This window comes from Halobellus sp. GM3, from assembly GCF_052545375.1.
In genome coordinates, this window is the sequence record NZ_JBQWLT010000002.1 from 223,775 (window position 1) to 246,851 (window position 23,077).

The 23,077-nt window shown below is 66.8% G+C and carries 26 protein-coding genes and 1 tRNA gene; 14 read left to right on the forward strand and 13 right to left on the reverse strand.

Annotated features, from left to right (window positions below; genetic code table 11):
• Positions 1-68: 68 nt before the first annotated feature.
• The 6 genes from ACT3HL_RS03885 to ACT3HL_RS03910 form a co-directional block, all read right to left on the reverse strand.
• A complete protein-coding gene (locus tag ACT3HL_RS03885; protein ID WP_445085498.1) occupies positions 69-398 on the reverse strand; it encodes a cupin domain-containing protein in 330 nt (109 codons plus the stop codon).
• Between the two features lie 348 nt (positions 399-746).
• Positions 747-1,079: a 50S ribosomal protein P1 gene (gene rpl12p / locus ACT3HL_RS03890; protein ID WP_445085499.1), complete on the reverse strand. Its 333-nt coding sequence runs from the start codon at positions 1,077-1,079 to the stop codon at positions 747-749.
• A gap of 14 nt (positions 1,080-1,093) precedes the next feature.
• Positions 1,094-2,140: a 50S ribosomal protein L10 gene (locus ACT3HL_RS03895; protein ID WP_445085500.1), complete on the reverse strand. Its 1,047-nt coding sequence runs from the start codon at positions 2,138-2,140 to the stop codon at positions 1,094-1,096.
• Positions 2,137-2,775, reverse strand: coding sequence for a 50S ribosomal protein L1 (locus ACT3HL_RS03900; RefSeq protein WP_445085501.1), 639 nt, complete (start codon positions 2,773-2,775; stop codon positions 2,137-2,139). The genes ACT3HL_RS03895 and ACT3HL_RS03900 overlap by 4 nt, the downstream gene beginning before the upstream one ends.
• Before the next feature lie 350 nt (positions 2,776-3,125).
• Positions 3,126-3,602 carry a 50S ribosomal protein L11 gene (locus ACT3HL_RS03905; protein ID WP_445085502.1) on the reverse strand — a complete coding sequence of 159 codons (477 nt, stop codon included), beginning with the start codon at positions 3,600-3,602 and terminating at the stop codon, positions 3,126-3,128.
• Between the two features lie 79 nt (positions 3,603-3,681).
• Complete coding sequence (locus ACT3HL_RS03910; RefSeq protein WP_445085503.1) at positions 3,682-4,743, reverse strand: M20/M25/M40 family metallo-hydrolase; 1,062 nt, start codon at positions 4,741-4,743, stop codon at positions 3,682-3,684.
• A 100-nt stretch (positions 4,744-4,843) separates the two neighbouring features.
• On the opposite strand from ACT3HL_RS03910, the gene ACT3HL_RS03915 reads away from it, so the two are divergent.
• The 6 genes from ACT3HL_RS03915 (at position 4,844) to ACT3HL_RS03940 (ending at position 10,331) form a co-directional block, all read left to right on the forward strand.
• Positions 4,844-5,185: a hypothetical protein gene (locus ACT3HL_RS03915; RefSeq protein WP_445085504.1), complete on the forward strand. Its 342-nt coding sequence runs from the start codon at positions 4,844-4,846 to the stop codon at positions 5,183-5,185.
• Positions 5,186-5,369: 184 nt separating this feature from the next.
• Positions 5,370-6,431, forward strand: a complete 1,062-nt coding sequence (gene mvk / locus ACT3HL_RS03920; RefSeq protein ID WP_445085505.1) for a mevalonate kinase — start codon at positions 5,370-5,372, stop codon at positions 6,429-6,431.
• Complete coding sequence (locus tag ACT3HL_RS03925; protein WP_445085506.1) at positions 6,428-7,171, forward strand: isopentenyl phosphate kinase; 744 nt, start codon at positions 6,428-6,430, stop codon at positions 7,169-7,171. Before mvk ends, ACT3HL_RS03925 begins: the two co-directional genes overlap by 4 nt.
• Before the next feature lie 469 nt (positions 7,172-7,640).
• Entirely contained in the window at positions 7,641-8,981 is a 1,341-nt protein-coding gene (locus ACT3HL_RS03930) for an FAD-dependent oxidoreductase (RefSeq protein WP_445085507.1), read from the forward strand.
• Positions 8,982-9,171: 190 nt separating this feature from the next.
• Positions 9,172-9,366 carry a cold-shock protein gene (locus ACT3HL_RS03935; RefSeq protein ID WP_121559490.1) on the forward strand — a complete coding sequence of 65 codons (195 nt, stop codon included), beginning with the start codon at positions 9,172-9,174 and terminating at the stop codon, positions 9,364-9,366.
• Between the two features lie 248 nt (positions 9,367-9,614).
• Positions 9,615-10,331 carry a hypothetical protein gene (locus tag ACT3HL_RS03940; protein WP_445085787.1) on the forward strand — a complete coding sequence of 239 codons (717 nt, stop codon included), beginning with the start codon at positions 9,615-9,617 and terminating at the stop codon, positions 10,329-10,331.
• A gap of 26 nt (positions 10,332-10,357) precedes the next feature.
• Here the strand turns inward: ACT3HL_RS03940 and ACT3HL_RS03945 are convergent, their stop codons facing one another.
• Positions 10,358-11,941, reverse strand: a complete 1,584-nt coding sequence (locus tag ACT3HL_RS03945) for a fused MFS/spermidine synthase (protein ID WP_445085508.1) — start codon at positions 11,939-11,941, stop codon at positions 10,358-10,360.
• A gap of 114 nt (positions 11,942-12,055) precedes the next feature.
• On the opposite strand from ACT3HL_RS03945, the gene ACT3HL_RS03950 reads away from it, so the two are divergent.
• The gene (locus ACT3HL_RS03950; RefSeq protein WP_445085509.1) at positions 12,056-12,490 is read left to right on the forward strand and encodes a universal stress protein; all 435 of its coding nucleotides are present in this window, start codon (positions 12,056-12,058) and stop codon (positions 12,488-12,490) included.
• Positions 12,491-12,518: 28 nt separating this feature from the next.
• Here ACT3HL_RS03950 and msrB read toward each other — a convergent pair whose 3' ends face one another.
• From msrB to ACT3HL_RS03965, 3 genes are all read right to left on the reverse strand, one after another.
• Entirely contained in the window at positions 12,519-12,944 is a 426-nt protein-coding gene (gene msrB, locus ACT3HL_RS03955; protein ID WP_445085510.1) for a peptide-methionine (R)-S-oxide reductase MsrB, read from the reverse strand.
• A gap of 279 nt (positions 12,945-13,223) precedes the next feature.
• Positions 13,224-13,640, reverse strand: a complete 417-nt coding sequence (locus tag ACT3HL_RS03960; protein ID WP_445085511.1) for a hypothetical protein — start codon at positions 13,638-13,640, stop codon at positions 13,224-13,226.
• Between the two features lies 1 nt (position 13,641).
• On the reverse strand, positions 13,642-14,343 hold the full coding sequence (locus tag ACT3HL_RS03965) for an ATPase domain-containing protein (RefSeq protein WP_445085512.1): 702 nt from the start codon (positions 14,341-14,343) through the stop codon (positions 13,642-13,644).
• Positions 14,344-14,491: 148 nt separating this feature from the next.
• Here ACT3HL_RS03965 and ACT3HL_RS03970 point away from each other — a divergent pair, with 148 nt between their 5' ends.
• Positions 14,492-15,271 carry a CehA/McbA family metallohydrolase gene (locus tag ACT3HL_RS03970; protein ID WP_445085513.1) on the forward strand — a complete coding sequence of 260 codons (780 nt, stop codon included), beginning with the start codon at positions 14,492-14,494 and terminating at the stop codon, positions 15,269-15,271.
• A gap of 111 nt (positions 15,272-15,382) precedes the next feature.
• Here the strand turns inward: ACT3HL_RS03970 and ACT3HL_RS03975 are convergent, their stop codons facing one another.
• Positions 15,383-16,351, reverse strand: coding sequence for a VOC family protein (locus ACT3HL_RS03975; RefSeq protein ID WP_445085514.1), 969 nt, complete (start codon positions 16,349-16,351; stop codon positions 15,383-15,385).
• Positions 16,352-16,531: 180 nt separating this feature from the next.
• Here ACT3HL_RS03975 and ACT3HL_RS03980 point away from each other — a divergent pair, with 180 nt between their 5' ends.
• On the forward strand, positions 16,532-17,206 hold the full coding sequence (locus ACT3HL_RS03980) for a helix-turn-helix domain-containing protein (protein WP_445085515.1): 675 nt from the start codon (positions 16,532-16,534) through the stop codon (positions 17,204-17,206).
• Between the two features lie 80 nt (positions 17,207-17,286).
• Here the strand turns inward: ACT3HL_RS03980 and ahbB are convergent, their stop codons facing one another.
• Positions 17,287-18,336 carry a siroheme decarboxylase subunit beta gene (gene ahbB / locus ACT3HL_RS03985; protein ID WP_445085516.1) on the reverse strand — a complete coding sequence of 350 codons (1,050 nt, stop codon included), beginning with the start codon at positions 18,334-18,336 and terminating at the stop codon, positions 17,287-17,289.
• Positions 18,337-18,453: 117 nt separating this feature from the next.
• Between ahbB and ACT3HL_RS03990 the strand changes: the two genes are divergently transcribed.
• A complete protein-coding gene (locus ACT3HL_RS03990; RefSeq protein WP_445085517.1) occupies positions 18,454-19,527 on the forward strand; it encodes an anthranilate phosphoribosyltransferase in 1,074 nt (357 codons plus the stop codon).
• A gap of 71 nt (positions 19,528-19,598) precedes the next feature.
• The gene (locus ACT3HL_RS03995) at positions 19,599-20,135 is read left to right on the forward strand and encodes a peptidylprolyl isomerase (protein WP_445085518.1); all 537 of its coding nucleotides are present in this window, start codon (positions 19,599-19,601) and stop codon (positions 20,133-20,135) included.
• Positions 20,136-20,153: 18 nt separating this feature from the next.
• Here ACT3HL_RS03995 and ACT3HL_RS04000 read toward each other — a convergent pair whose 3' ends face one another.
• Positions 20,154-21,506 carry a CNNM domain-containing protein gene (locus ACT3HL_RS04000; RefSeq protein ID WP_445085519.1) on the reverse strand — a complete coding sequence of 451 codons (1,353 nt, stop codon included), beginning with the start codon at positions 21,504-21,506 and terminating at the stop codon, positions 20,154-20,156.
• Positions 21,507-21,586: 80 nt separating this feature from the next.
• Between ACT3HL_RS04000 and ACT3HL_RS04005 the strand changes: the two genes are divergently transcribed.
• From ACT3HL_RS04005 to ACT3HL_RS04015, 3 genes are all read left to right on the forward strand, one after another.
• Positions 21,587-21,943: a ferredoxin gene (locus ACT3HL_RS04005; protein WP_445085520.1), complete on the forward strand. Its 357-nt coding sequence runs from the start codon at positions 21,587-21,589 to the stop codon at positions 21,941-21,943.
• Positions 21,944-22,002: 59 nt separating this feature from the next.
• Positions 22,003-22,087 (forward strand) — tRNA-Leu (locus tag ACT3HL_RS04010).
• A 100-nt stretch (positions 22,088-22,187) separates the two neighbouring features.
• Positions 22,188-22,781 (forward strand): GNAT family N-acetyltransferase, encoded by a 594-nt coding sequence (locus ACT3HL_RS04015; protein ID WP_445085521.1) that lies wholly within the window; start codon positions 22,188-22,190, stop codon positions 22,779-22,781.
• Positions 22,782-23,077 lie beyond the last annotated feature (296 nt).

Here is a 23,077-nt window from a genome sequence, read left to right on the forward strand (position 1 = left end):
GGATCCATCGCGATCGGCGCGACTTCATCGGGGTCGACACGGTGCGTGGCCAGCATCGGGTTCGACACTCAGGGCAGCGGACAGAGGCTCGCGGTAAAGACCGCGACCTCGTCGGTCTCGTTGCGAGCGCCGTGAACGGCACCGCGATCGTGACGGACGACGCCGGGCGCGTCGACGGTCTCCTCCTCGCCGTCGCGGACGACGACGACCCGCCCCTCGAGGACGTGGAAGACGTTCGTGCTCTCGGCGTGCTCGTGCGGAGCGAGTTCGGCCCCCGGACCGAGTCCGAACGCCTTCACGAGCACGTCGTCGGTGACGACAAGTTCTGCCGTCTCGATCTCGCCGTCGTCGGGGTCGAGCGTCGCGCGCGCTTCGTCGTACCGGTCGAGTGCGGACATACCCGAACGGTGCGTCGCGACCGTATAGATACTATCGGACGAATCCGATTCTGCCGGGCGTGCCGCCCGCCGGACCGAGCGTAGGTTTATATTTCAAAACGGGGCCAGCACCCCCGTGACGTGAATACCGTCCCGCGTCGGACTGCGACTGCTCGGCACGTCGACGCGGGGACTGTCGGTCGGAGAGCCACCGACCGAAGCCGACAGTGCCGACTGTTCGCCACACGCGACCATAGTACGACCAGCGCTGCCGCTGGACGGGACGGCATCGAAAGAAATCGGATCGAAAGTCGAGTCAGCGCGACGTCCGGATAGGACGGACGGCGTCGTCGGGAAGTGAATCCGGACTCAGCCGAAGAGGTTGCCGAGGCCCTCGCCGGAGGCCTCTTCGTCCTCGTCTTCTTCCGCTTCGTCGGCTTCCTCAGCCTCTTCCTCTTCGTCTTCGTCCTCGTCGGCGGCCTCGACCTCTCCGCCCGAGGCACCGCCCGCAGCGGGTGCGGGTGCGGCGGCGGCCGTCTCGACGGCCTCCTCGATGTCGACGTCCTCGAGCGCGGCGACGAGCGCCTTCACGCGGGACTCCTCGACATCGACGCCGGCGGCCTCGAGGACCGCCGTGACGTTGTCTTCGTTGATCTCTTCGCCCGATTCGTTCAGGATGAGAGCTGCGTAAACGTATTCCATTGTCGTGTACCTTGTTATCCGAACATCGCGCCGAGGCCTTCGGCACCGTCGTCGTCATCGTCGTCGTCGGTGTCGTCGGCGTCGGCTTCAGTGTCTTCGTCTTCGTCGGCCGATTCCTCGTCATCCGCGCTGGCCGCCTCGTCGGCGGCCGGCTCGGGCGCTTCGACGCCCCGGAGCTCCTCCGGAAGCGCCTCCTTGTCGTCGATCTGGGCGGCGAGCGCGCGAAGCTGCGCGTCGGCCTTCGCGACGAGATCCGGAAGCACGTCGGGATCCTCGATCGCGGCGAACAGGCCGAGGGCCTTCGCTTCGCCGGCGGCCTTCGCGAGCAGCGTCGGCGCGGTCTGCGCCGTCGGGTAGCTCGCGTTGACCGAGAGGTTCCGAGCGGCTGCGGCGGCGGACTGGATGTCCGCGCGGTACTCGTCGACGTCGATCGCGAGTTCCTCGGGCTCGAAGAGGACGCCTTCGGAGAAGACGCCGCGGAGGTCGAGACCGACCTCCTTCGGTTCGATACCGAGTTCCCCGAGAACGCCTTCGAGTTCTTCGGAGACGGCTTCGTCGGCCTCGAGGACTTTCGAGTCCTCGGTGACCTGGATCGAGCCGTCCATAATGCGCGCGGCCGCGCCGACCTGCTGGAGTTCGCCCACGAACGGGCCGGGGTCGACGCCCGTGTCACCCTCGGGGATGACGATGTCGTTGGGCGCGATTTCGCCGGCGCTGATCGGAGCGGGCGTCTTCGACGCCTCCAGCTGCTTGTAGAGCCCGAATGGGTTGTCGTTGGTGCCGACGAGCGCCACCTGTCCGGAGACGTACTCGACGATCTCCTCGAGGCCGTCGTCGACCGCCTCCAGCGCGCGGATAGTGAGCGTGTTGCGGCTCATCCGCAGTTCCGCGCTGCCGTGGAGATCGCGCCGCATACTCTGCAGCTGCCGGCTCGGGATGCCCGCGACGTCGACGACGCCGACCGACTGGTAGCCCTCGAGGAACTCGACGAGTTCGTCGACTTCCTCGCGCTTCCACTCGGGGATCGTCTCCGTGCGACGGGCGGATGCGCTTTCGCTCATGCGGGTACCTCCACAGAGGGCCCCATCGTCGTCTTCACGTACATCGAATCGATGTTGAGCGGACCCTTCTCGAGGTTCGCTTCGAGCCGACGAACGATGACGTCGATGTTGTCCGCGATGGCCTCGGCGTCCATATCTTCCGCGCCGACGCGGGTGTGGAACGTCCGGCGATCGCGAGAGCGGAGCTGCACCGTGTTCTTCATTCTGTTCACCGTCTCGACCACGTCGTCGTCCGGCTGAAGCGGCGTCGGCATCTTACCGCGCGGACCGAGAACCGTCCCCAGGTAGCGGCCGATGTCCTGCATCAGGCTGGCTTCGGCCACGAAGAAGTCGGTCTCGTCGGCGAGGTCTTTTGCCGCGTCGGTGTCGTCTCCGAGGTCTTCGAGGTCGTCGCCGTCCAGTACCTGGTCGGCGGCCTCCTCGGCTCGGAGCGCGGTCTCACCGCTCGCGAAGACGACGATCTGGGTCTCCTGGCCGGTGCCGGCCGGCAGAACCACAGACTCGTCGACGCGTTGCGACGGGTCGTTGAGGTCGAGATCGCGCAGGTTCACGGCGAGGTCGACCGTTTCGCGGAATTTCCGCGGCGGCGCCTCGTCGAGTGCGCGAGAGACTGCGTCAATTATCGTATCTGCCATTATTCACCTCCGTAGTACGCAGGATTGCTCCTACGGGTCAGTGAAACAGGCGTCTGCCTGTCTCGTCGGATCGAACGGGAATGGCGGCCTTAAGTCCGTCGAAGCGGATCCCTCGTTTCGGGGGATTTCGGGGGCCTGACGCCCCGTTCGTGGGAATCGTCACCACGGTCGAACGGGCGACCCCTGTCGACCGCGACGTCGGTGATCGAAGGTGACACGCGTGATCCGTCGCCGTCGCGCCGAAGGTCTGCGGGGAGAGCCGCGCCGCTACTCCCCGAAACCGAACAGAGAAAGGACGTCGTCAGCCGCGCGGGCAACGAGATGCGACTTGTGTCCGCCGCGTGGGTCGCTTACTCGGCGAAAACGCCGTCGTACTCGCCGTCGTCCATCCGCTCTTTGAACTCGCGCGGGTTGTTGCCCTCGATCGTGACGCCGAGGGAGGTGCAGGTTCCGACGACCTCCTTTGCGGCGTTGAACGAGTCGTACGAGAGCAGGTCCGAGGACTTTTGCTCTGCGATCTTCTTCACCTGCTCGACGGTCAGATCGGCGACGAAGTCCTTCTGCGGTTCGCCCGATCCCGTCTCGAAACCGGCCTCGTCTTTGACGAGTTCGGCCGTCGGCGGCACGCCGACCGAGATCGAGAAGGAGCCGTCGTCATCGTACTCGACGGTGACGGGGACTTCCATCCCGTCGAATGCGGCGGTCTCGTCGTTGATCTGCTGGACGACGTCCTGCACGTTCACAGGAGTCGGTCCGAGCTCCGGACCGAGTGGCGGGCCGGGGTTAGCCTCCCCGCCGGGAACGAGTACTTCGATGGTTCCAGCCATACCTCACAACACCCTGTGACGACTTTTAACGGTTTTCTTTCGGCCGAACGGCCGTGTCAGTCGGAGGCACGGGGGCTCGCTATCGGAGGTCGAGGCCGAACGGTGCGGAATCGGCCGCCGATTCCGCCATCGCGCCCAGCAGCGCTGCGAGGGCGTCGAGGTCGTCGGTGTCGACGACTTCGACCGGGGTGTGCATGTAGCGGTTCGGGACGCCGATGTTCAGCGACGGGATGCCGCTTCGGGCCGTGTAGAACGCGTCGGCGTCGGTCCCCGTTCGCGTCCCGGTCGCCTGCAACTGCACCTCGACGTCGGCGTCGGCGGCCGCCTCGCGGGCGAGGGTGACGAGCGAGGGATGGTTCGCGCTGCCGCGGGAGATCACCGGTCCGGCACCCAGTTCGACGGGGCCGACCCGGTTCTCGGGAACGTCGGGGCTGTCGGTGGCGTGGGTCACGTCGACCGCGACGGCCGCGTCGGGATCGAGGTCGAATCCGACCATCTTCGCGCCTTGGACGCCGACCTCCTCCTGCACGGTGCTGACGGCGTACACCGTCGCGTCGACGTCGGCTTCGACGGCCGCTTCGAGCGCCGCCGCGGCGGCCCACGTCCCGACGCGGTTGTCCATCCCGCGGGCGGCGAGTCGCGTTCCATAGAGCGGTCGGACGCGGGTCTCGACCGTCACCGGGTCGCCGATCTCGACGATCTCTGCGGCCTCCTCGGCGTCTGTGGCCCCGACGTCGACGAACTGCTCGTCGATGTCGTCGTACTCCTCGTGGCCGACGTCGCGCAGGTGGATGGCTGTCTGCCCGATCACGCCGGCGACGGGCGTCTCGGCGTGGACGGTCACGTGCTGGCCCTTCGAAACCGTTCGGTCTGCGCCCCCGATCGAGTTGATCCGGAGGTAGCCGTCGTCGGTGACGTCCCGGACGATGTAGCCGATTTCGTCGGCGTGCCCCGTGAACGCGATGGAGGCGTCCGCGTCGCCCTCGTGGACCGCCACCGCGTTGCCGTAGGCGTCGGTCCAGACGTCGTCGGCGAACTGCCGAACGTACTCGGTCCACACCCGCTGGCCGACGGCCTCGAATCCAGATGGACTCGGCGTCGTCAGTAGGTCGGTCAGAAAGGTCCGTCTGTCGTCGTTCATAGGGGTGCTCCGACCGGCCGGCACCTGAAACCATCGAATGACGCCCATCTGATACCTTTCCGCAACGATTATCCTTCTTGTCGGCGTATCGAAATATGCGATGAGCGAAAAATCATTCACGTTCTTCGAGATTCATCTGCACGACGGCTTCAGCTTCAGCGCGACGAACACCGCGCCCGCGATCGGCAGGTCGAGCGACGAGGAGGCCGAGGCGGACGCGTCAGACGCCGACCGCGACGAGTCGAGCGGGCTATTCGGCGGCGAGTCGAGTGGCCCTCTCGGCGGGTCGGACGGCTCCGCGGACGACGGACTCCGCGGTCGCCGGGTAGGCGCGTTGGTCGCGCTCGTGCTCCTTTTCGCACTCGCCGCGGCGGCGAAGTCCCTCCGCGGCGACGACGAATCCGGGGAGTTGACCGAACTGGAGGACTTCACCGAGGAGTAGTCCGTCTGCGCGTAGCCAGTCGCCTGTCGGAGAGCGCTTCTCAGCCAGTCGCCCCTCAAGCAGCAGTAGCAGTCAGGCGTCCGGCGAGCGGCAGTAGCAGTGACGGCGGGCATCCCAAAGCGTAGCGAACGGGGGGAGACTCGCAGTCGGATAGCTTAAGCGGTGTCCCCGGCATCGCACCCGTATGACCGTCTCAAGCGCCCCCGGGAAGGTGTACCTCTTCGGGGAGCACGCGGTCGTCTACGGCGAACCCGCCGTTCCCTGTGCGATCGAGCGGCGAGCGCGGGTGACCGTCGACGCCCGCGAGGACGACCATATCCGGGTTGAAGCGCGGGATCTGAGCCTCGACGGCTTCACCGTCGAGTACGCGGGCGAGACCGACTACCGCCCCGACGTCGACGTGTCGAAGGGGCTCGTCGACGCCGCGGTGGGGTACATCGACGCCGCCGTCGGGCAGGCCCGCGACGCCGCGGACGCCCCCGACGCCGGCTTCGACATCACCGTCGAGAGCGAGATTCCGCTCGGCGCGGGACTCGGGTCGTCGGCGGCCGTCGTCGTCGCCGGCATCGACGCGGCGACGCGGGAGCTCGGCGTGCCGCTCGCCCCCGAGGAGATCGCCGAGCGCGCCTACCGCGCGGAGTACGAGGTACAGGACGGGCAGGCCTCGCGCGCGGACACGTTCTGTTCGGCGGTGGGCGGCGCGGTCAGGGTCGAGGGCGACGACTGCCGGCGGATCGACGCGCCGAACCTCCCGTTCGTCGTCGGATTCGACGGCGGCGCGGGCGACACGGGCGAACTCGTCGCGGGCGTTCGACGCCTCCGCGAGGAGTACGGGTTCGCCGCTGACACCGTCGAGAGCATCGGCGACATCGTCCGGACCGGCGAGTCGATTCTCGCGGACGCGGACCCCGACTCGGTTCCGAGCGACGACCTGCTGACCGAACTCGGCCGGCTGATGGACTTCGATCACGGCCTGCTCGAGGCGCTCGGCGTCTCCTCGCGGACGCTGGACAATATGGTCTGGGCCGCTCGCGAGGCGGGCGCCCACGGGGCGAAGCTCACCGGCGCGGGCGGGGGCGGATGCATCGTCGCGCTCGATGAGACGTCCGAAACCCGGACCGCACTCCGGTACACCGCCGAGTGCACAGACGAGTTCCGGGCCGAGCTGGACCGCGAGGGCGTTCGCGAAGAGGACTCGGCCGATGCGTCGGGCGAGGGGACGAGTCCGGAGGCTGAGGAACTGTGACGGTCGTCCTCAAGCTCGGCGGGAGCGTCGTCACCGACAAGGAAACGCCCGAGACGGTCGACGAAGAGACGCTCGCCGCGGTCGCGAGCACCATCGCCGAGGCGGACACGACGCGGCTCGCGCTCGTCCACGGCGGCGGGAGCTTCGGTCATCCCCAAGCGGAGCGACACGGCGTGAGCGTCGCCGACGGGAGCCGCGACGCCGCCGGCGTCTGGGCGATCCACGACGCGATGCGCCGGCTGAACGACGCAGTCATCCAACAACTGCACGACGCCGGCGTGCCGGCGCAGCCGGTGCACCCCTTCTCCGTGGGCGCTCGCGACGCGGACGCAGCGCTCGCGTTCCCGCTCGACTCCACGGCCGCGATGCTCGCGGAGGGCTTCGTGCCCGTTCTCCACGGCGACGTGATCACCCACGCCGGCGCGGGGGCGACGATCATCAGCGGCGACGAACTGGTCACGCGTCTCGCGGGCGGGCTCGACGCCGACTCGGTCGGGCTCTGTTCGACCGTCCCCGGCGTCTACGACGACGACGGCCGAGTGATCCCTGAGATCACGGATCTCGCGGACGTCGACGCGGCGCTCGGGGGCTCGGAGGCGACGGACGTGACCGGGGGGATGGCGGCGAAGGTCCGCGCGCTCCTCGACCTCGGGGCGCCCGCACACGTGTTCGGCCCCGACGCGCTCGAGGCGTTCCTCGCGGGCGAGAACGCGGGGACCGTGATCAGCGGGGGGAACTGACGGAGTATCGCGCCGCCTCTGGCTTCTCACTCGACCTCGGCGAGCGCGCCCACCGATTCGACACTCCCGACACCGATCCGATCGTTTCCGCGTCGACTACTGAGCCGTCGGTAGCGTCCGGCTCGCGATCGAGCTGTTCTTCGATGGCCTCCACTCGGGCATCGGAAGGTATAGTAGCGTTTGCAAGTCTTTACACACTCGACCGCACGACGGCGTGCGGTGGGATGTGCAATCAGTTGCAAACGCTACTATAGCTCCATATCCGGGCGAAGGTCGCGTTCCATAGAGCAGTCGCGCGAGGAGCCGGTCCCCGGTCGTCCCTCCGACCCACCGATCCGCCGTTTCGAGCCGCCGAATCCGTGGCGCCAATTCTGTCGAAAACACCTTCGTCAATCGTCTAAACGCCGATCGAAAAAATATGGAGTTATCCCGCTGGAGCACAGCGGTCACGATAGACACACCTACGATCATGTCTGGAAAATACGATCTCGTCATCGTCGGCGGGGGTATCAGTGGGGCATCGCTTCTCTACACCACGGCGAAGTTCACCGACATCGACTCCATCGCCCTGATCGAGAAGGAGCCGGAGATCGCGGCGATCAACTCACATCACACGAACAACTCCCAGACGCTTCACTTCGGGGACATCGAGACCAACTACACCTTGGAGAAGGCCGAGGGCGTGAAGACGGGCGCGGAACTGCTCGCGGGCTATCTCGAGAACCACGATGCCGACCGCGAGATGCACGCGAAACGCAGCAAGATGGTCCTCGGCGTCGGCGAGGAGGAAGTCGAGAAGCTGGAACGCCGTTACCACGACGAGGGATTCGGCGACCTGTTCCCGAAGCTCCGGCCGATCGGTCGCGAGGAGATCGGCGAGTTGGAACCGAAGGTCGTGGAGGGACGCGACCCCGACAAGGAGATGCTCGCGCTGCAGACGCCTGACGGGTACGTCGTCGACTACGGCGCGACGGCGAAGTCGTTCGTCGAGCGCGCACGCGAGGAGTCCGCGGTCGACGTCTACACGGGGACGAAGGTCGAAGACGTCACGAAGAGCACCGATGGGTACACGCTCTCGACGAGTCGGGGGCCCTTCGACTGCGAGGTCGCCGTCGTCGCCGCGGGGTCACACAGCCTCCAGATCGCAAAGGAGCTCGGCTACGGCGAGGATATGGTGCTTCTGCCCGTCGCCGGGAGCTTCTTCCTCGCGAACGACCTGCTGAACGGGAAGGTCTACACGCTTCAGATGAAGAAACTGCCGTTCGCGGCGGTTCACGGCGACGCCGACGTCCACGACTCCAGCGTCACTCGCTTCGGGCCGACGGCGAAGCTCGTCCCGACGCTCGAACGGGGCCGCGTCTCGACCGTGGGGGACTTCTTCGACGTGTTCGGACTGAACGCCGCGTCGTTCCTCAGCTACGGGAACATCCTCGCAGACCGGATTCTCCTCCCCTACGTGCTCAGGAACCTCCTGTACGACGTCCCGAACCTCGGCGCGCGGTCGTTCCTCCCGGAGGTCCAGAAGGTCGTCCCGAGCGTCGAACTCGACGACATCGAGCGCGCGAAGGGCTACGGCGGGGTCCGCCCCCAGATCGTCGACACGAGCGCGAAGTCGCTCGACATGGGCGAGGCGAAGATCGTCGGCGACGACATCATCTTCAACATCACGCCCTCGCCGGGGGCCTCGACCAGCCTGAAAAACGCGATGCGGGACACCGAGACGCTCTTGGAGTTCTTCGAGACGGACTACGAGTTCGACGAGGACGCCTTCCGCGCGGATACGATCGACAACTTCCCGCGCGGGGAGTGAACCCGCGCTGCTGATTCCGGCAGAATTCCCGATTGGATCGTCGAACTGTCGTCCTTTGTCTCCGGAAAGCGACCGTATACCGGATATCAAACCAATTCTCTCTATAATCGGATATCTGTATATTCTACCGGGCGATTTTGAAAACGAATACGGAAGCCTTATCCGTCAATCGGACATTCGTCTATTTGCAATGGCAAACGGTACGGTTGATTTCTTCAACGACACGGGCGGTTACGGTTTCATCGAGACAGAAGACGCTGACGAGGACGTGTTCTTCCACATGGAAGACATCGGCGGCGAAGATCTCACAGAAGGTACGGAACTCGAATTCGAGATTGAACAGGCCCCCAAGGGCCCCCGCGCGACGAACGTCGTCCGCGTCTAATCCGGTTACACCGTCGCCGTCCGGTCTTCACGAGGGCTTCGCGCTCGTGACCCGGCCAGAACGCCTCGCGTTCTGTTGACGACGACAACCGCGATTTTCCAACTCACTACGCCCGATAGCGTTCACGCCGTCGAACGGTGTGGCTGATCGCTTCAGCGGCGCCGCCGAATGTGACAACCGGTAGCTATTAGTCCGCCCGTCGTTCCGTCCTCACCGTGAGCGTATCGATCACTGACACGGTTCGGGGAATGGCGGATCGAGCGAACCCGGCGTTCGGGGCCGGTGCGGTTTTCGTTCCCGTGGCGCTGCTCGTCGCGGCGGTCCTGTTCGGGACGACACAGCAGTTAACGTACGTCCACGTGATGGCTGGGGTGCTCTGGACGGGGATCGACCTGTTTATGGCGCTGGTTCTCGGTCCCGTCCTCGGCGGGCTCGCCGTCGAGCGGCGCGCGGCCGTCTTCCAGCGATTCACGCCCAAGATGACGTTTCTGATGCCGACGCTGGCGTTCACCACGATCATCGGCGGGATGGTGCTGGCGGCGGATCTCGGCTTGCTCCCCGGTCTCGCCGCGTGGGGCGGGCTGTTCTCCGTCGTTGCGATGGGGCCCGCGCTGCTCGCGGTCGGCTACCAGTTCGACGCCCTCACCGACTGGCGCTGGCTCGCTTTCTTCGCCGTCATCGTCGGCGGCGGGGCCGCCTCGCTCGTCGCGAACCTGGGAGCGCTCGCGATGCCCAGCGCGGCGATTCTGCTCGCGCTCGCCATCGTCACCGTCCTCACGGTCCTCGGATTCGGCGTCCTGCTTCCCGGCGAGGCCCGGATGTACCTCGAGATGACCTCAGAGAGCCCCGACGCCGACCTCATCGGATCGATCGGGATGCGAAACGCGAAACTCAGCGGCGTGCAGGGTGTTTTGCAACTCAGCATCGTCGCTGTGATGGTGTACATCCGCTGGGGCGGGTTCTGAAGAGAGACCGCGGTCGGTGAAAGCCGCTAACCGGGTGTCGCCGTCGCCGTGGCGACCGACGCCGACTCGTTCGCGCGGACCTGCACGTAGCGCTGGCCGACCATCCCGTCCATCAGGCTGTCGACCGGCGCGCGGTCGTCTCTGAGGACGGGCACGTCACCGGTCGGTTCGTCCCGGCGGTACGAGGAGAGGTCCCCGGAGAGGTCGATTCCGAGGTCACGATCCGCGTTCCGGGACTGCAGCGTCTCGCGGGTGAGAAGCGTCCCGTCTTTCGTCGCGACGACCTCGATGTTCTGGACGACCGGTCCGCCGGCGGTCGGGAAGCTGTAGACGCGCGGGTACACCTCCTGCATCGTCTTGTACTCGGCGCGGTAGAACTCCGAGGCCGGTCCCGTGGGCGCGGAGATGAGGTTCGCGAGGAGGACGCCGTCGTCGTCGAGACGCTCGGCGGCGAGGCGCATGAACTCGACCGTCGTCAGCTGAAACGGCACGGTGTCCTTTCGGTAGGCGTCGAGGACGATCACGTCGTAGGTGTGGTTGGTCTCTTCGAGGTACTGTCGACCGCCGTCGACGTGGACGTTCATCCGCGGGGAGTCGGGGACGCCGAAGTACCGGTCGGCGGCGTCGACGACCGCGGGGTCGATCTCCACGACGTCGACCGTGACGTTCGGGTATCGATCGTGGAAGATCCGCGGCCCCGTGAACCCGCCGCCGCCGATAAACAGCACGCGGTCGACGTCGTCGACGCTGTCGGTGAAGAGCAGCGACGCGTGGAAGTACCGCGTGTACTCGAAGACGTGTCGCGTGGGGTCCTCGCGGTCCATCGCGCTGTGGGGTTGCCCGTCGAGATACAGCGTCCGAGTGTCGCCGCGGTCGACGACGCGGAGCTCCTGATAGGCGGTCTGCGTCCCGTAAACCGTGTCACCGACGACGCTCGGGCCGACGCCGCCGGTGGCGGCGGCGGCGACGAGCGCGAGCGCGACGCCGCCGACGCGGAGGCTCTCGCGCCGATCGAGGTCGGGCACGGCGACGACGGCCGCTGCGGCGACCGCGGAGAGACCGAGGACGAGGCCGATCTGCGGGATCGAGAGCGCCGGCACGAGGACGTAGGTCGTCGCGAACGCGCCGACGATGCTCCCGACGGTCCCCACTGCGTAGACGTGGCCCGCCGTGGCGCCGACGTCGCCGCCGGCGAGCTCCGCGGCGTACGGGCTCACGTATCCGAGGAGGTAGGTCGGCGGCCCGAACAGCAGCGTGATCGCCGGCAGGGACGCGAACCGGCTCGGGAGCGGCAGTATCCCGGTCGACTGGACGGCCATATCTCCGAAGAGGACCACGCCGGCGACGTAGAGCGCGGTCGCGAGGAAGACGCCGACGAGACGGGCGTGCGACGCGTTCTCGGCCGCTCGCTTCCCGCCGCGGTGGTAGCCGAGGCTGAGCGCGGCGAGGAAGACGCCGATGATGCCGCCCCACGTGTAGATGCTGCTTCCGAACTCCGGGGCGAGGATCCGTCCGGCGAGGATCTCGAGGCCCATACTCGTGACTCCGGAGACGAACACGGCCGTCTCGGGTCTCGTCGGCCAGCGCTGCGGAACGAGCCGCGAATCCATCGCTCGGATTGAGGGGCGGCAGCGACTTCAACGCCGCGGCCGCACCGCAGCCGCAACCGCGAAACGAGAAAGGAGGATATAGGGTGCCGCGGGTGAAACGTCCGACAGAGCCATATGTTCGAGCGAATCTTGCTGCCGACTGACGGAACCGACTCGATGGACGCGGTCGTCGAGACCGCGGCCGACATCGCCGGTCGTCGCGACGCCACCGTGTACGTCCTCTACGTCGTCGACGACAGGGCGTTCCTCACGCTCCAAGAGGAGATGAAAACCGACGTGCTCGAAGAGCTGACCGGCGAGGGCGAGGCCGCGACCGACCGCGCGGCGACGCGTCTCCGCGACGCCGGTATCGCCGTCGAGACGGCGATCGGACAGGGCGACCCGGCTGACGAGATCCTCGCGTACGCCGAGGAGATCGACGCCGACCTCATCACGATGGGGACCCGCCGAGGCGACTACGCGAACAACCTGATGGGGAGCGTCTCCCAGAAGGTCGTCGCCCGCGCGTCCGCGCCCGTCCTCACGACGAACCTCGCGGCCGAGGAGTGATGGTCGCCGACCGCTCCGCTCGCGGCGCTCACTCCTCGGGGTCGAAATCCAGTGCGACGGAGTTGATGCAGTAGCGCTTGCCCGTCGGCTCCGGGCCGTCCTCGAATACGTGCCCGAGGTGGCCGCCGCAGTTGCCACACAGCACCTCGACGCGTCGCATTCCGTGTCGCGTGTCCGTCCGCGTCTCGACGGCGCCCTCGTCGGCGTCGAAAAAGGACGGCCACCCCGACTGGGAGTCGAACTTCGTCTCGCTGTCGAACAGGTCGGCGCCGCAGCCGGCGCACCTGAAGGTCCCGTCGTCGTGGACGTCGAGATACTCGCCGCTGAACTTCGGCTCCGTCCCGCGCTCGCGGAGGATCGCGTACTCCTCCTCGGTGAGCCGTTCGCGCCACTCGTCTTCGGACTCCGGAAGCGCTCGCTCCGCCGCGTCGCTCTCTGTCGTTTCGTTCGCCATACCCACCGTTGGGGACGGAGCGTCAAGAACTTCGCCCTCGTCCGGTGGAGCGCTGTTGCGAACAGTCGGCACGCCAGTTTTCGGTCCGAGCGTTCCCTCACGGTCGTCTCTGACCGGTTCCCCGCGCCGACGTGCCGAACAACCGCGACTCGGCGGGGGGCGGCTGCTACGTGATACGGGTACTGGTCTCGTTTTCGTATATAAACGCTCGCGGACGTGGCGGCCGCTGAGAGGTTCCCCTTCAGGCAGTCGACCCGCCGGCAGTCGAATCGCAGTCGTTCATTCCTCGTCGCGTCTGAGCAGCGGCGGGAGGCGGAGTCGTTCGAGGTCGTCGACGTCGAAGCCGTCGAGCAGCGACGGTCGGTCGATCGCGTCCGGGAGCTCCACCGGTCGGTCGTCGACGGAGAGCGACTCCGGCGGCGGCGTCGGCGACTCCTCGCCTTCGACGAGTTCCTCCCACGCCGCCTCGTCACTGTCGTGGAGCGGGCGGACGTCCGCGACGTTCCGCTTTCCCTCCTCGAAGGCCAGATCGAGGACGCTGCGCTCGTACGCGCTGGAGGCGAGCGCCCGGATCCGCGACCGCTCTTCGGGGTGGCGGTGACCGAGTTCGGCGGCGATACCGAGGGCGTACATCCGCTGGAGCGCGCTCTCGCCCGAGAGCGATTCCCAGTCCGTATCGAAGACGCGTTCGTACATCTCAGAAGTCCACGCGCTTGGTCGGGTCGATGACGATCCCCCCGTCGGTGAACCGGAGCGACCGGATGTCACAGTCGATGTCGGTGCCGCGCATCTTCACGACCTGTATCCCGCGCGTCATACCGGTCGCCTCGAGGTAGTTGTGGAAGAAGATGACGCCGTGTGCGAGGTAGTGTTCGTCGGAGTACGCGCTCGGGTCGGTCATCTCCGAGATGAGAAGCGTCGTGGCGCCACACTCTTTCAGCGCCGTGAGAAACCGCGTCATCTCCTCGTCGCCGTCCGCGAAGAACAGCTCCAGAAGCATCGTCGAGTCGATGACCAGCCGGTCGATGTCCCGGGAGTTGACGAACGCGACGATCTTGTCCGTCAGGCTCTGTACGCTTGACGGACTGCCGCTCTGTGACTGATTCAGCAGGCGTTTTCCCTGCTTGCTCGCTAGGTTGACGAACCGGAACTGCTCGGAGTTTGTGAGCGTCTCGAAGCCGAACTCGAAGTTCGACATGTCGTCGACGAGTTCCTCGCGCGACTCGTGCATCGTGATGTAGAGGCAGTTCTCTCCGTTCCTGAGTCCCTCCGCGGTGAACTGGGCGGTGAACGTCGTCTTGCCGCTCCCCGGTGGCCCCGAGAGGACGTACAACCGCCCCGGAAGGAATCCGCCCTGGATCAGGTGGTCGAAGCCGCTGATCCCGCTCGGTATCCGCATAGTGGGTCCTCATTCGACTCCCGTATAACGGTTCCGTCCCGTTTTCGCCGATCGGAGGCCCGTGGGTCTGCCGGTCGATATCGATTCGCTCGCAGTGTGTTACCCCCTGTGAGACAGCCTTTACTTCCCCGGATCCCAACCTCCGTTCGTGTCGCTCACCGTCAGAATCGATCCGCACGTCCACTCGGAGGCCTCCTACGACGGGACCGACCCCGTGGAGTTACTCTTAGAACAGGCCGCAGAGATCGGACTCGATGCCGTCGTCGTGACCGACCACGACGTGGTGCACGAATCCGTGCGCGCGGCCGAATTAGCCCCGGTGTACGGGCTCGTCGGTATTCCGGGAGTCGAGGTGTCGACGGCTGACGGCCACCTGCTCGCACTCGGCGTCGAGGAGATGCCGCCGCGTCGCGCACCGATGGACGAGACGGCCGCGTGGGTGCGCGACCGCGGCGGCGTCGCGATCGTCCCGCACCCGTTCCAGCGGAGTCGCCACGGCGTCCGCAAACGGAACCTCTCCGGCGTCGACCCCGACGCCATCGAAGTGTACAACTCGTGGGCGTTCACGGGGTGGAAGAACCGCCGCGCTCGGCGCTACGCCGACGCCAACGGCTACCCCGGCGTCGCCGGCAGCGACGCCCACAAGGTCGGGTACGTCGGCCGCGCGTACACCGAAATCGAGATCGAAGACGTCGCGCGCGCGGAGTTGACGTCCGACGTGGTACTCGATGCGATCCGCGACGGCGCGACCCGCGTCGAGGGTCGTCGGACGCCGATTCCGACCTCCGCGCGCCACTACGCCGGCGCGGGCGCGCGGAAGAGCGGCTGGTACGCCAAATACGGCGCGTACAAGAGCGGTGCGCTCGCGAAGACGGGCGCGCTCGGGGCCGCGCGGATGCTCTATCGGCTCTCGCCGCTCTCGCAGTAGCGCTTCGGCGACGTCGCCGCTCGCCGGTTCGGGAAGGGGGATAATTGGTGGATCGGGAGCGGTGCGCGGCGGGCGTTTATCGTGGGTCGCCCGCACCCGTGGTGATGGTGATCACACGTAGTCGATGCCGTCCCACGTGGGGCCGCCGCCGTGCCACTGGTGGTTGGTCGGGCCGCCGAGAGACTCCTCTTTCCACTCGATCGGCTCCCAGTCGGGCTCGAAGTTCAGATAGCCCGGGCCGGCGAACAGCTCGAGGCGCAGTTGGCTCGCGGGATCCTTCACATACATACAGTCAGCGCGCGTGATGGCGTGCATCGCCGGGCCGTTGCTGCGGTTGTTGATCTCCAAGCCGTGCTCGCTGCAGATGTCGCCCGCCGTCCAGAGGTCCTGCAGGCTGTCGAGGTGGAACGCGACGTGGTGGAACTGCGTCGGGTCGTCCTCGGCCTCGCGGTGGATCGCGATGTCGTGCGGCAGCGGCGTGACGGCGTACCACCAGCCCCAGTACTCGCCGTTTTTGTCCTCGTAGCGCTCGTTCAGTTGGAAGTTCATCGTCTCGCGCAGCCACTCGTCGTGTTTGAACGCGTTCTCGCCGGGATCGTTCACGTGGATGTGATCGATCCGCCGCGGCGCGATCCGGTTGGCGAGCGACTCGCGGTAGTTGCGATTGAGCAGGCCGGAGCGCTGGCCCTCGGGCGCGCGCGGTTTCTCGACGTCCCAGTAGAACTCGTAGTTGTGACCGAACTTGTCCACGCGGATCGCCTCGCCGATGCCGTTCTCCTCGCCGGCCGCGACGTGCGTGACCTCTTCTCCCTCCGCCTTCAGTTGGGCCTCGAGGTCCGAAAGCGCCGCCTCGCTCTCGGTCCTGAACGCGAAGTGGTCGACGCCGGTCTGACCGCTCTCGGTGAGACTCAGGGTGTGATGCTCCCAGTCGCGCATTCCGCGGAGGTAGGCGGTGTCACCGTCGCGTTCGGTGATCTGAAAGCCCATCACCTCGTTGAAGAACCACAGTGATTCGTCGAGGTCGGGAGTGTGCGCCGCGACGTGTCCGAGTTTAGCAACAGGGGAGTTTCGTCGTTTCATTGTTGTGACCGTGGTGTCGGTTCGTGGGGGGTGGTCGAGACCCGCCACCAGACACGAAGTAGTTCGACGGCGAGTGAGGTATAGCGCCACCCCCGGTATCGGGGGCATTTTTAACCAGCCGGTGGAAAAACCGTGATCGATGACGAACGATTATTGGTATCGCACGCCCTCGGGACAGATATGAGTGGGATCCGCGCGGAGATCGCGATCGACTCCCCGTCGGACTGCCCGGCCGCCTTGGCGTCGGCCGCGACGGGGGGAGAGGCGTCAGCCGTCTCGAAGTCCGTGCCGAGCGATCCCAGCGACGACGTCGTCGAGGAGTTCACGCTGGAGTCGCCGACGACCCCGGACGGGACCGAGCGCGACGGCGCCGTCTCCGCCGCCGACACCGAGATGCGAGAGGTGTTCGCCTACGGTTCAGAGCGGGTGTACAGATTCGAGCGATCACAGGCGCGAACGTGTCTCTGTGAGTGCGTCGAGCAGTTCGGCTGTCCGATTCGCGACGTGTTCTCCCGCGACGGCGATCTGACGATCAGCTTCCACGCCCCCGACGTCGACACGCTGCGCGAGGTGATCGCGCGACTCGACGAGCGCTGGGACGGCGTCTCGTTGCATCGACTCGTCCGATCGGGCGGCGGTAGCGGGAGCGGGGATCTCGTGCTCGTCGACCGGAGCGAACTGACCGACCGACAGCGGGACGTGCTTCGGACCGCCCACGAGATGGGCTACTTCGAGTATCCGAAGCGCGCGAACGCAGGCGAGGTGGCGGACGAACTCGGCATCGATCGCTCGACGTTCGCAGAGCACGTCGCGGCCGCACAGGGAAAGCTCCTGTCCACGATCCTCGACGCGTAGTTCCCCGACGTCGCCCCCGAGCGTACTCACCGGGAGCGACACCTCGAGCGCGAACCGGTGCTACCCGGTCCCGGCCGCCGCTACGACCTCGGCCGGGCGCTCACGAGTTCGTCGTAGCGCGCGCCGGTCTGTTTCAGCGTCTCCGTCGAGTACAGGCGCTCGTGGTCGAACGGGAGGTACTCCTCGGCGAGTTCGTCGATCTTGGCGTCGACGGCGTCGCTCTCGCGGCCGTGGATCATCGTGAAGAGGTTGTAGGGCCACCCCTGCTCGGGCCGCCGCGGGCGGTGATAACACAGCGTCACGTACGGGAGTTCGCCGGCCGCCTCGCCGCGCGCGTCGAGTTCGCCGTCGGGGACGTCCCAGACGACCATACAGTTCGCGTCGAAGCCGGTAACGACGTGGTTGACGACGCAGCCGACGCGCTTGATACAGCCGCCCTCGAGGAGGCGTTCGACCGCGTCGACGACGGTGCCGGCGTCCGCGCCGACGGCGTCGGCGACGTCGCGGTAGGGCGTCGCAGAGAGCGGGAGGCCGTCCTGAATCTCGACGAGGACGGCCGCCTCCAGCTCCGAGAGGTGGCCGGCGGCCTCCTCGGAGATCCGAGTCGCCGACGCGTCCGTCGACGCCACGCTCTCCCGTGCGAACGCGTCGTCGTTGACGACGGGGAACTCCAGGTCGATGTAGTAGTCGGTGAGCATCGGAAGGGCCAGGACGTCGCAGCCGGTCCGCGTCTCGATCTCTCCGAGGATCGAATCGCGCTTCTCGCGGCCGGCCGCGGTGACGACGAACCACATGTTCCACGCGTGGTCCCGTCGGTAGTTGTGGTTCACCTGTCGGTAGCCGTTGATCACGTCGGCGATCTCCTCGAACCGCTCTTCGGGCGCGGAGACGGCCGCGAGCGTCGAGCTTCCGATGACGGGCGGGTTCAACACCGCGCCGAACCGCCGGAAGACCCCTCGTTCGCGGAGACGGCGGACACGGTCGAGCGCCGCCTCCTCGCCGATTCCGAGCTCCTCGCCGACGACGCGGAAGGGCCGTTCGACGACGGGAAAGCCGCTCTGGTACCCGTCGACGAGCGCGGCGTCGACGTCGTCGAGGTCGGCGCGCCAGTCCTCGTCCAGTGCGCTCATTGGGCGGCCTTCGAGCCCGAGGGACGTACCTATTTCGGCCTCGGTCCGCGCGATCGATCCGACGCCGTGAGAACCGAACGGATCACTTTTGGCGGTCGCATCCGTACGCGGTGACATATGGCGCAATCGCCGGAAACCGCCGAATACGGGGAGTGGCCGCTGAAACGACTGATGACGGAGGTCGTCGGAACGGGGGTCAAATCCGCCGAAGACCTCTCGCGCGAGCAGGCGACCGAGGCGATGCGACGCATCCTCGCCGGCGAGCCCGATCACACCACGCTCGGGGCGTTCTGGCTCGCGAACCGCTGGAAGCACAACGTCGCAGAGGAACTCGCCGCCTACGCCGACGTGATCGCCGAGGACGTCGTCTACGCAGAGCCGGACTGCGACCCCGTCGACTGCGGGGCCAACTACGACGGCAAGGGCGACACCGCGATCCTCGGGGCCGCCGCGGGCATCGTCGCGGCCGGCGCGGGCACGCCCGTCGTCGTCCACTCGGGCGACCGCGTCCCGACGCAGAAACAGGACGCCTACAAGCACGTCCTCGACGAACTCGGCGTCCGGACCGAACTCGCACCCGCCGAGAGCGCCGAGATGGTCGACGAGACCGGGTTCGGGTTCTACTACCAGCCCGAGTTCGCCCCGCGCGTGCACGCGTTGTGGGACCGCCGCGATCAGATGGGCGTGCGGACGTTCGTCAACACCGTCGAGACGATCGCCAACCCCGCGAGAGCCGACGTCCACCTCGGCTCGTTCTACCACCTCGCGTTCGCGAAGAAGATCGTCGACACCTTCGATCGGATGGACTCACAGAGCCCCCGTCGTGTCGTGATGTTCCAAGGCATGGAGGGCTACGACGACATCCGGCCGGGATACACGAAGGTCGGCGAGTGGACTGACGGCGAGTTCCGGGATTACGAGATCGAGACCCCCGAGTACGGGATGGAATTCGAGTACGAGGACCTCGAGGTCGACCCCGACGACGTCGCGGGCGACTCCGCGCGCCTCACCGAGGCGGTCGTCGCCGGCGAGCGTGACGATCACTTCGCGGACGCTGTCGCCCTCAACGCGGCGTTCCGGATCTACGCCCGCGAGGACGCCGAAACCATCGACGAGGGGCTGGAGATGGCGCGCGAAAGCATCGAGTCGGGCGCGGCCGAGGCCGTCCTCGACGACCTCCGCGCGTTCTGACCGGCGATGAGTTCGGGGTCGGGAGCGTCGAGAGAGGACACCGTTTTGTATCCCTCGCTCCTCCCCACGGTATGGTCGACGACTCCGATCTGGAGAACCCCGAGAACCCCGTCGTTACGCTGCACACCACGAAGGGCGACATCACGCTCGAACTGTTCGAGCAGCGCGCCCCGCGAACCGTGGAGAACTTCCTCGGTCTCGCGACCGGCGAGAAGGAGTGGAGCGACCCCGAGACGGGCGAGACGCGCACGGACTCGCTGTATGAGGGCACGGTCTTCCACCGGATCATCGACGACTTCATGATCCAGGGCGGCGACCCCGAGGGGACGGGACGCGGCGGTCCCGGCTACACCTTCGACGACGAGTTCCACGAGGACCTGAACCACGACGGCGCGGGCGTCCTCTCGATGGCGAACCGCGGCCCCAACACGAACGGCTCGCAGTTCTTCATCACGCTCGGCGCCCAGCCGCATCTCGACGGCCGCCACGCGGTCTTCGGGCGCGTCGTCGACGGGATGAGCGTGGTGACGGAGATCGGCGACGTCCCGACCGACAGCGACGACAAACCGGTCCGAGACATCGAGATCGAATCAGTCGACGTCGAGTAGTCGCGTTCTGCGGGGCTTTCACCGACTCTCGCCCCCATCCGAGTCGGCTTCGATTCGGACGCGGACGGCCTCGTCCCCGTCGACGGCGCCCACGGTGAGGCGGATTCCGGCGGAGCGAATCACGTCGCCGGAAACGGGCGCGCGTCCGAGCTCGCCCGCGAGGAACGACGCGACGGACGTCTCAGTCCCGACGTCGGCGGGAAGCGAGACGTCGAGGAGCCGAACGGCCTCTCCCAGCGGAGCGTCGCCGCGAGCGATCACTGCCTGCCCTGCGACGCGCGTGATCGACGGGGGGTCGTCGCCTTCCGGAATCTCGCCGACTAACTCCTCGACGATGTCCTCGGCCGTGAGAATTCCCTCGACGGTTCCCGATCCGTCGAGGACGACCGCCAGCGCGAACCGCTCGTTTTGGAGATCACGGAGGACGCCGTCGACTGCTCTGTCGCCGAAGATCGAGAGCACAGGGTGAAGGTGAGCCGACACCGACGCCGCATTCGATCCGGGCGCCGAGACGGAGCCCCGTTCGGCTCCGCCGCTGTTCTCTCCGTCGCCGCTGCCGCCGATTTCGAGCTCGGCGACGAGGTCCCGGAGGTCCACGGAGCCGACGATCCGGTCGAGAGAGCCCTCGTACACTGGCAGGTGCGTGACCCGATGGGTGGCGCAGAGGCCGATCGCCCGTTCGGCCGTCGCGTCGGCCTCGACGGCGATCACCCGGTCCCGCGGCGTCATCACGTCGCGGGCGGGCGTCCCGGAGAACTCGAGCGTTCGCTGGATGAGTTCGCGCTCGCCCGGGTGGACGACGCCGGCGCGTTCGGCGGATTCGACGAACGCGTTCACCTCCGCGCGGGTCACCGCCGCCGGCTGATACGCCGTCGAGCCGCCGGTCAGGCGGACGACCCCACGGGTGACGAGTTCGAAGCCGGCGACGAGCGGGAACATCGCCGTCTGTACGAGTTCGAGGGGCCGGGCGACCCGCAGCGACCACGACTCGGCGTTGGCGACGCCGTAGGACTTCGGCGAGATCTCTCCGACGACGAGTACGAGCACGCTCACGAGAACCGTCGAGGCGGTGACCGCGTACCCGGCCGGGAGCCGATCGACGAGGATCGTCGTCGCGATTGATGCGATGGCGATGTTGACGACGTTGTTGCCGACGAGGATCGTCACCAGGAGGCGGTGGGGATTCTTTCGGAGTCGACGGAGCGCGGCGACGCGGTCGTCGCCCGCATCGAGCCCCGAGACGAACAGGTCGTCGATCGAGAAGAGCGCGATCTCCGACGAGGAGAAGAAGGCGCTGATCAGAAGGAGGGCGGCGACGCCTCCGATTGCGGCGAACGGCACCGTCGCGACCGCCTGTGCGAGCGAAAACATACGTGTCCCGTGAATCTCGACGATAAAGAAGGAGGGGATGAACCGACAGCGCAAAGACGCCGCCGCCGCTACGCCGACGTATGAGTGAGGTCGACGACAGCGAGGACGCGCCCCTCTCACCGAGCGACATCGGCGACGAGGCGAACGCCCCGCCGGTCTCGGAGAAGCCCTACAAGATCATCTTCGAGGGGAACAAATGCATCGGCGCGGGTCGCTGTGCCGAGGTCGCGGCCAACTGGGAGATGGACATCACCTCCGGTCTCGCGCGCCCGAAATCGTACTTCATCGGCGAGGACGAACTCGACGAGAACGTCCGCGCGGCGTCGGTCTGCCCCGCGAAGAAAGACCGCGGCGTGATCCACGTCATCGATCGCCGAACCGACGAGGAAATCGCGCCCGACCCCCACGGCGACGGTACCCTGAGCGTCGACTGGTAGGTCGTCAGCGTCCGTCGAAGCGAAACCACTATCCGGTCGTCCGCGGAATGCTCGCTTGCGCGGGGGTGGCTGAGCCAGGCCAAAGGCGGCGGACTTAAGATCCGCTCCCGTAGGGGTTCGTGGGTTCAAATCCCATCCCCCGCACTGGAGATCCGAGCGACAGCGAGGGCGCTCCGACCCGCCGGCAGCGATACGTCCTGTCCGCGCCGCAATACACTTCCTTCCCGGCTTCCTAGACGTCGATATGTACGTCCGGGACGCGAAAAACCGCGATGAGGTCTGGTTACTCGACAGGATCGAGGAGGCGGACATCGACGACCCCGCGTTTCGGTCCCGGGACTACGTGATCGCCCTCGACGAGGAGACGTCTCGGAAGGCCGGATTCGGCCGTATCCGCGTCCACAAAACCGACGGCGGCGAGTTCTGCGAACTGGCGTTCGTCTATACGCTCCCCCCGTGGCGACAGCAGGGCGTCGGCGCGCACGTGATGGAGCGGCTCGTCGCCGAGGCCAGCGACGAGGGATACGAGACGGTCTACACGTTCACGCGACAGCCGGCGTACTTCACGCCGTTCGGATTCGAGCCGCAGGAGACGAGCGGCCTCCCGGAGCCGGTCGCAGCCCGGCTGGCGGAAGTCCGCGGGGAACGCGGCGACGACGTCATCGCGATGGCCGTTCGCGCCGAGGGATTCGACGTGCCGGGGGAGTTCCGCGATCGATTCAAAGAGGCGCAGCCGGCGGACCAACCGGAGGACGGAGAGGTCGGCGTCGAGGAGACGGCCGAGGACTTCGGGATCGACCCCTCGGAGGCGACCTACAAGTACGACACCGGCAACTGAGAGGGACCGATCGTGCCGAAGCGGTGGGGGGACAAACCAGTTCGGAGAGAATCGCTCTCACTTCCGAACGGCCGGATTCACAGGCCGTCACTAGGGCGCGAAAACGTAGAGATTACTGCATCTATCCGGTATCAATCCGATTACTGGCGTATCGTTTTCGAAGACGAAAACGGACGCTTCAGCGGCTCTCTGTCGAATTTCTAATCACGAGCAGTCGTGCGACCGAATGAGCGATCAGTTGCAAACGCTACTATACGTCTTCCAGATGCACCCGCCCAGCTCTGGTGGCCTTCGGG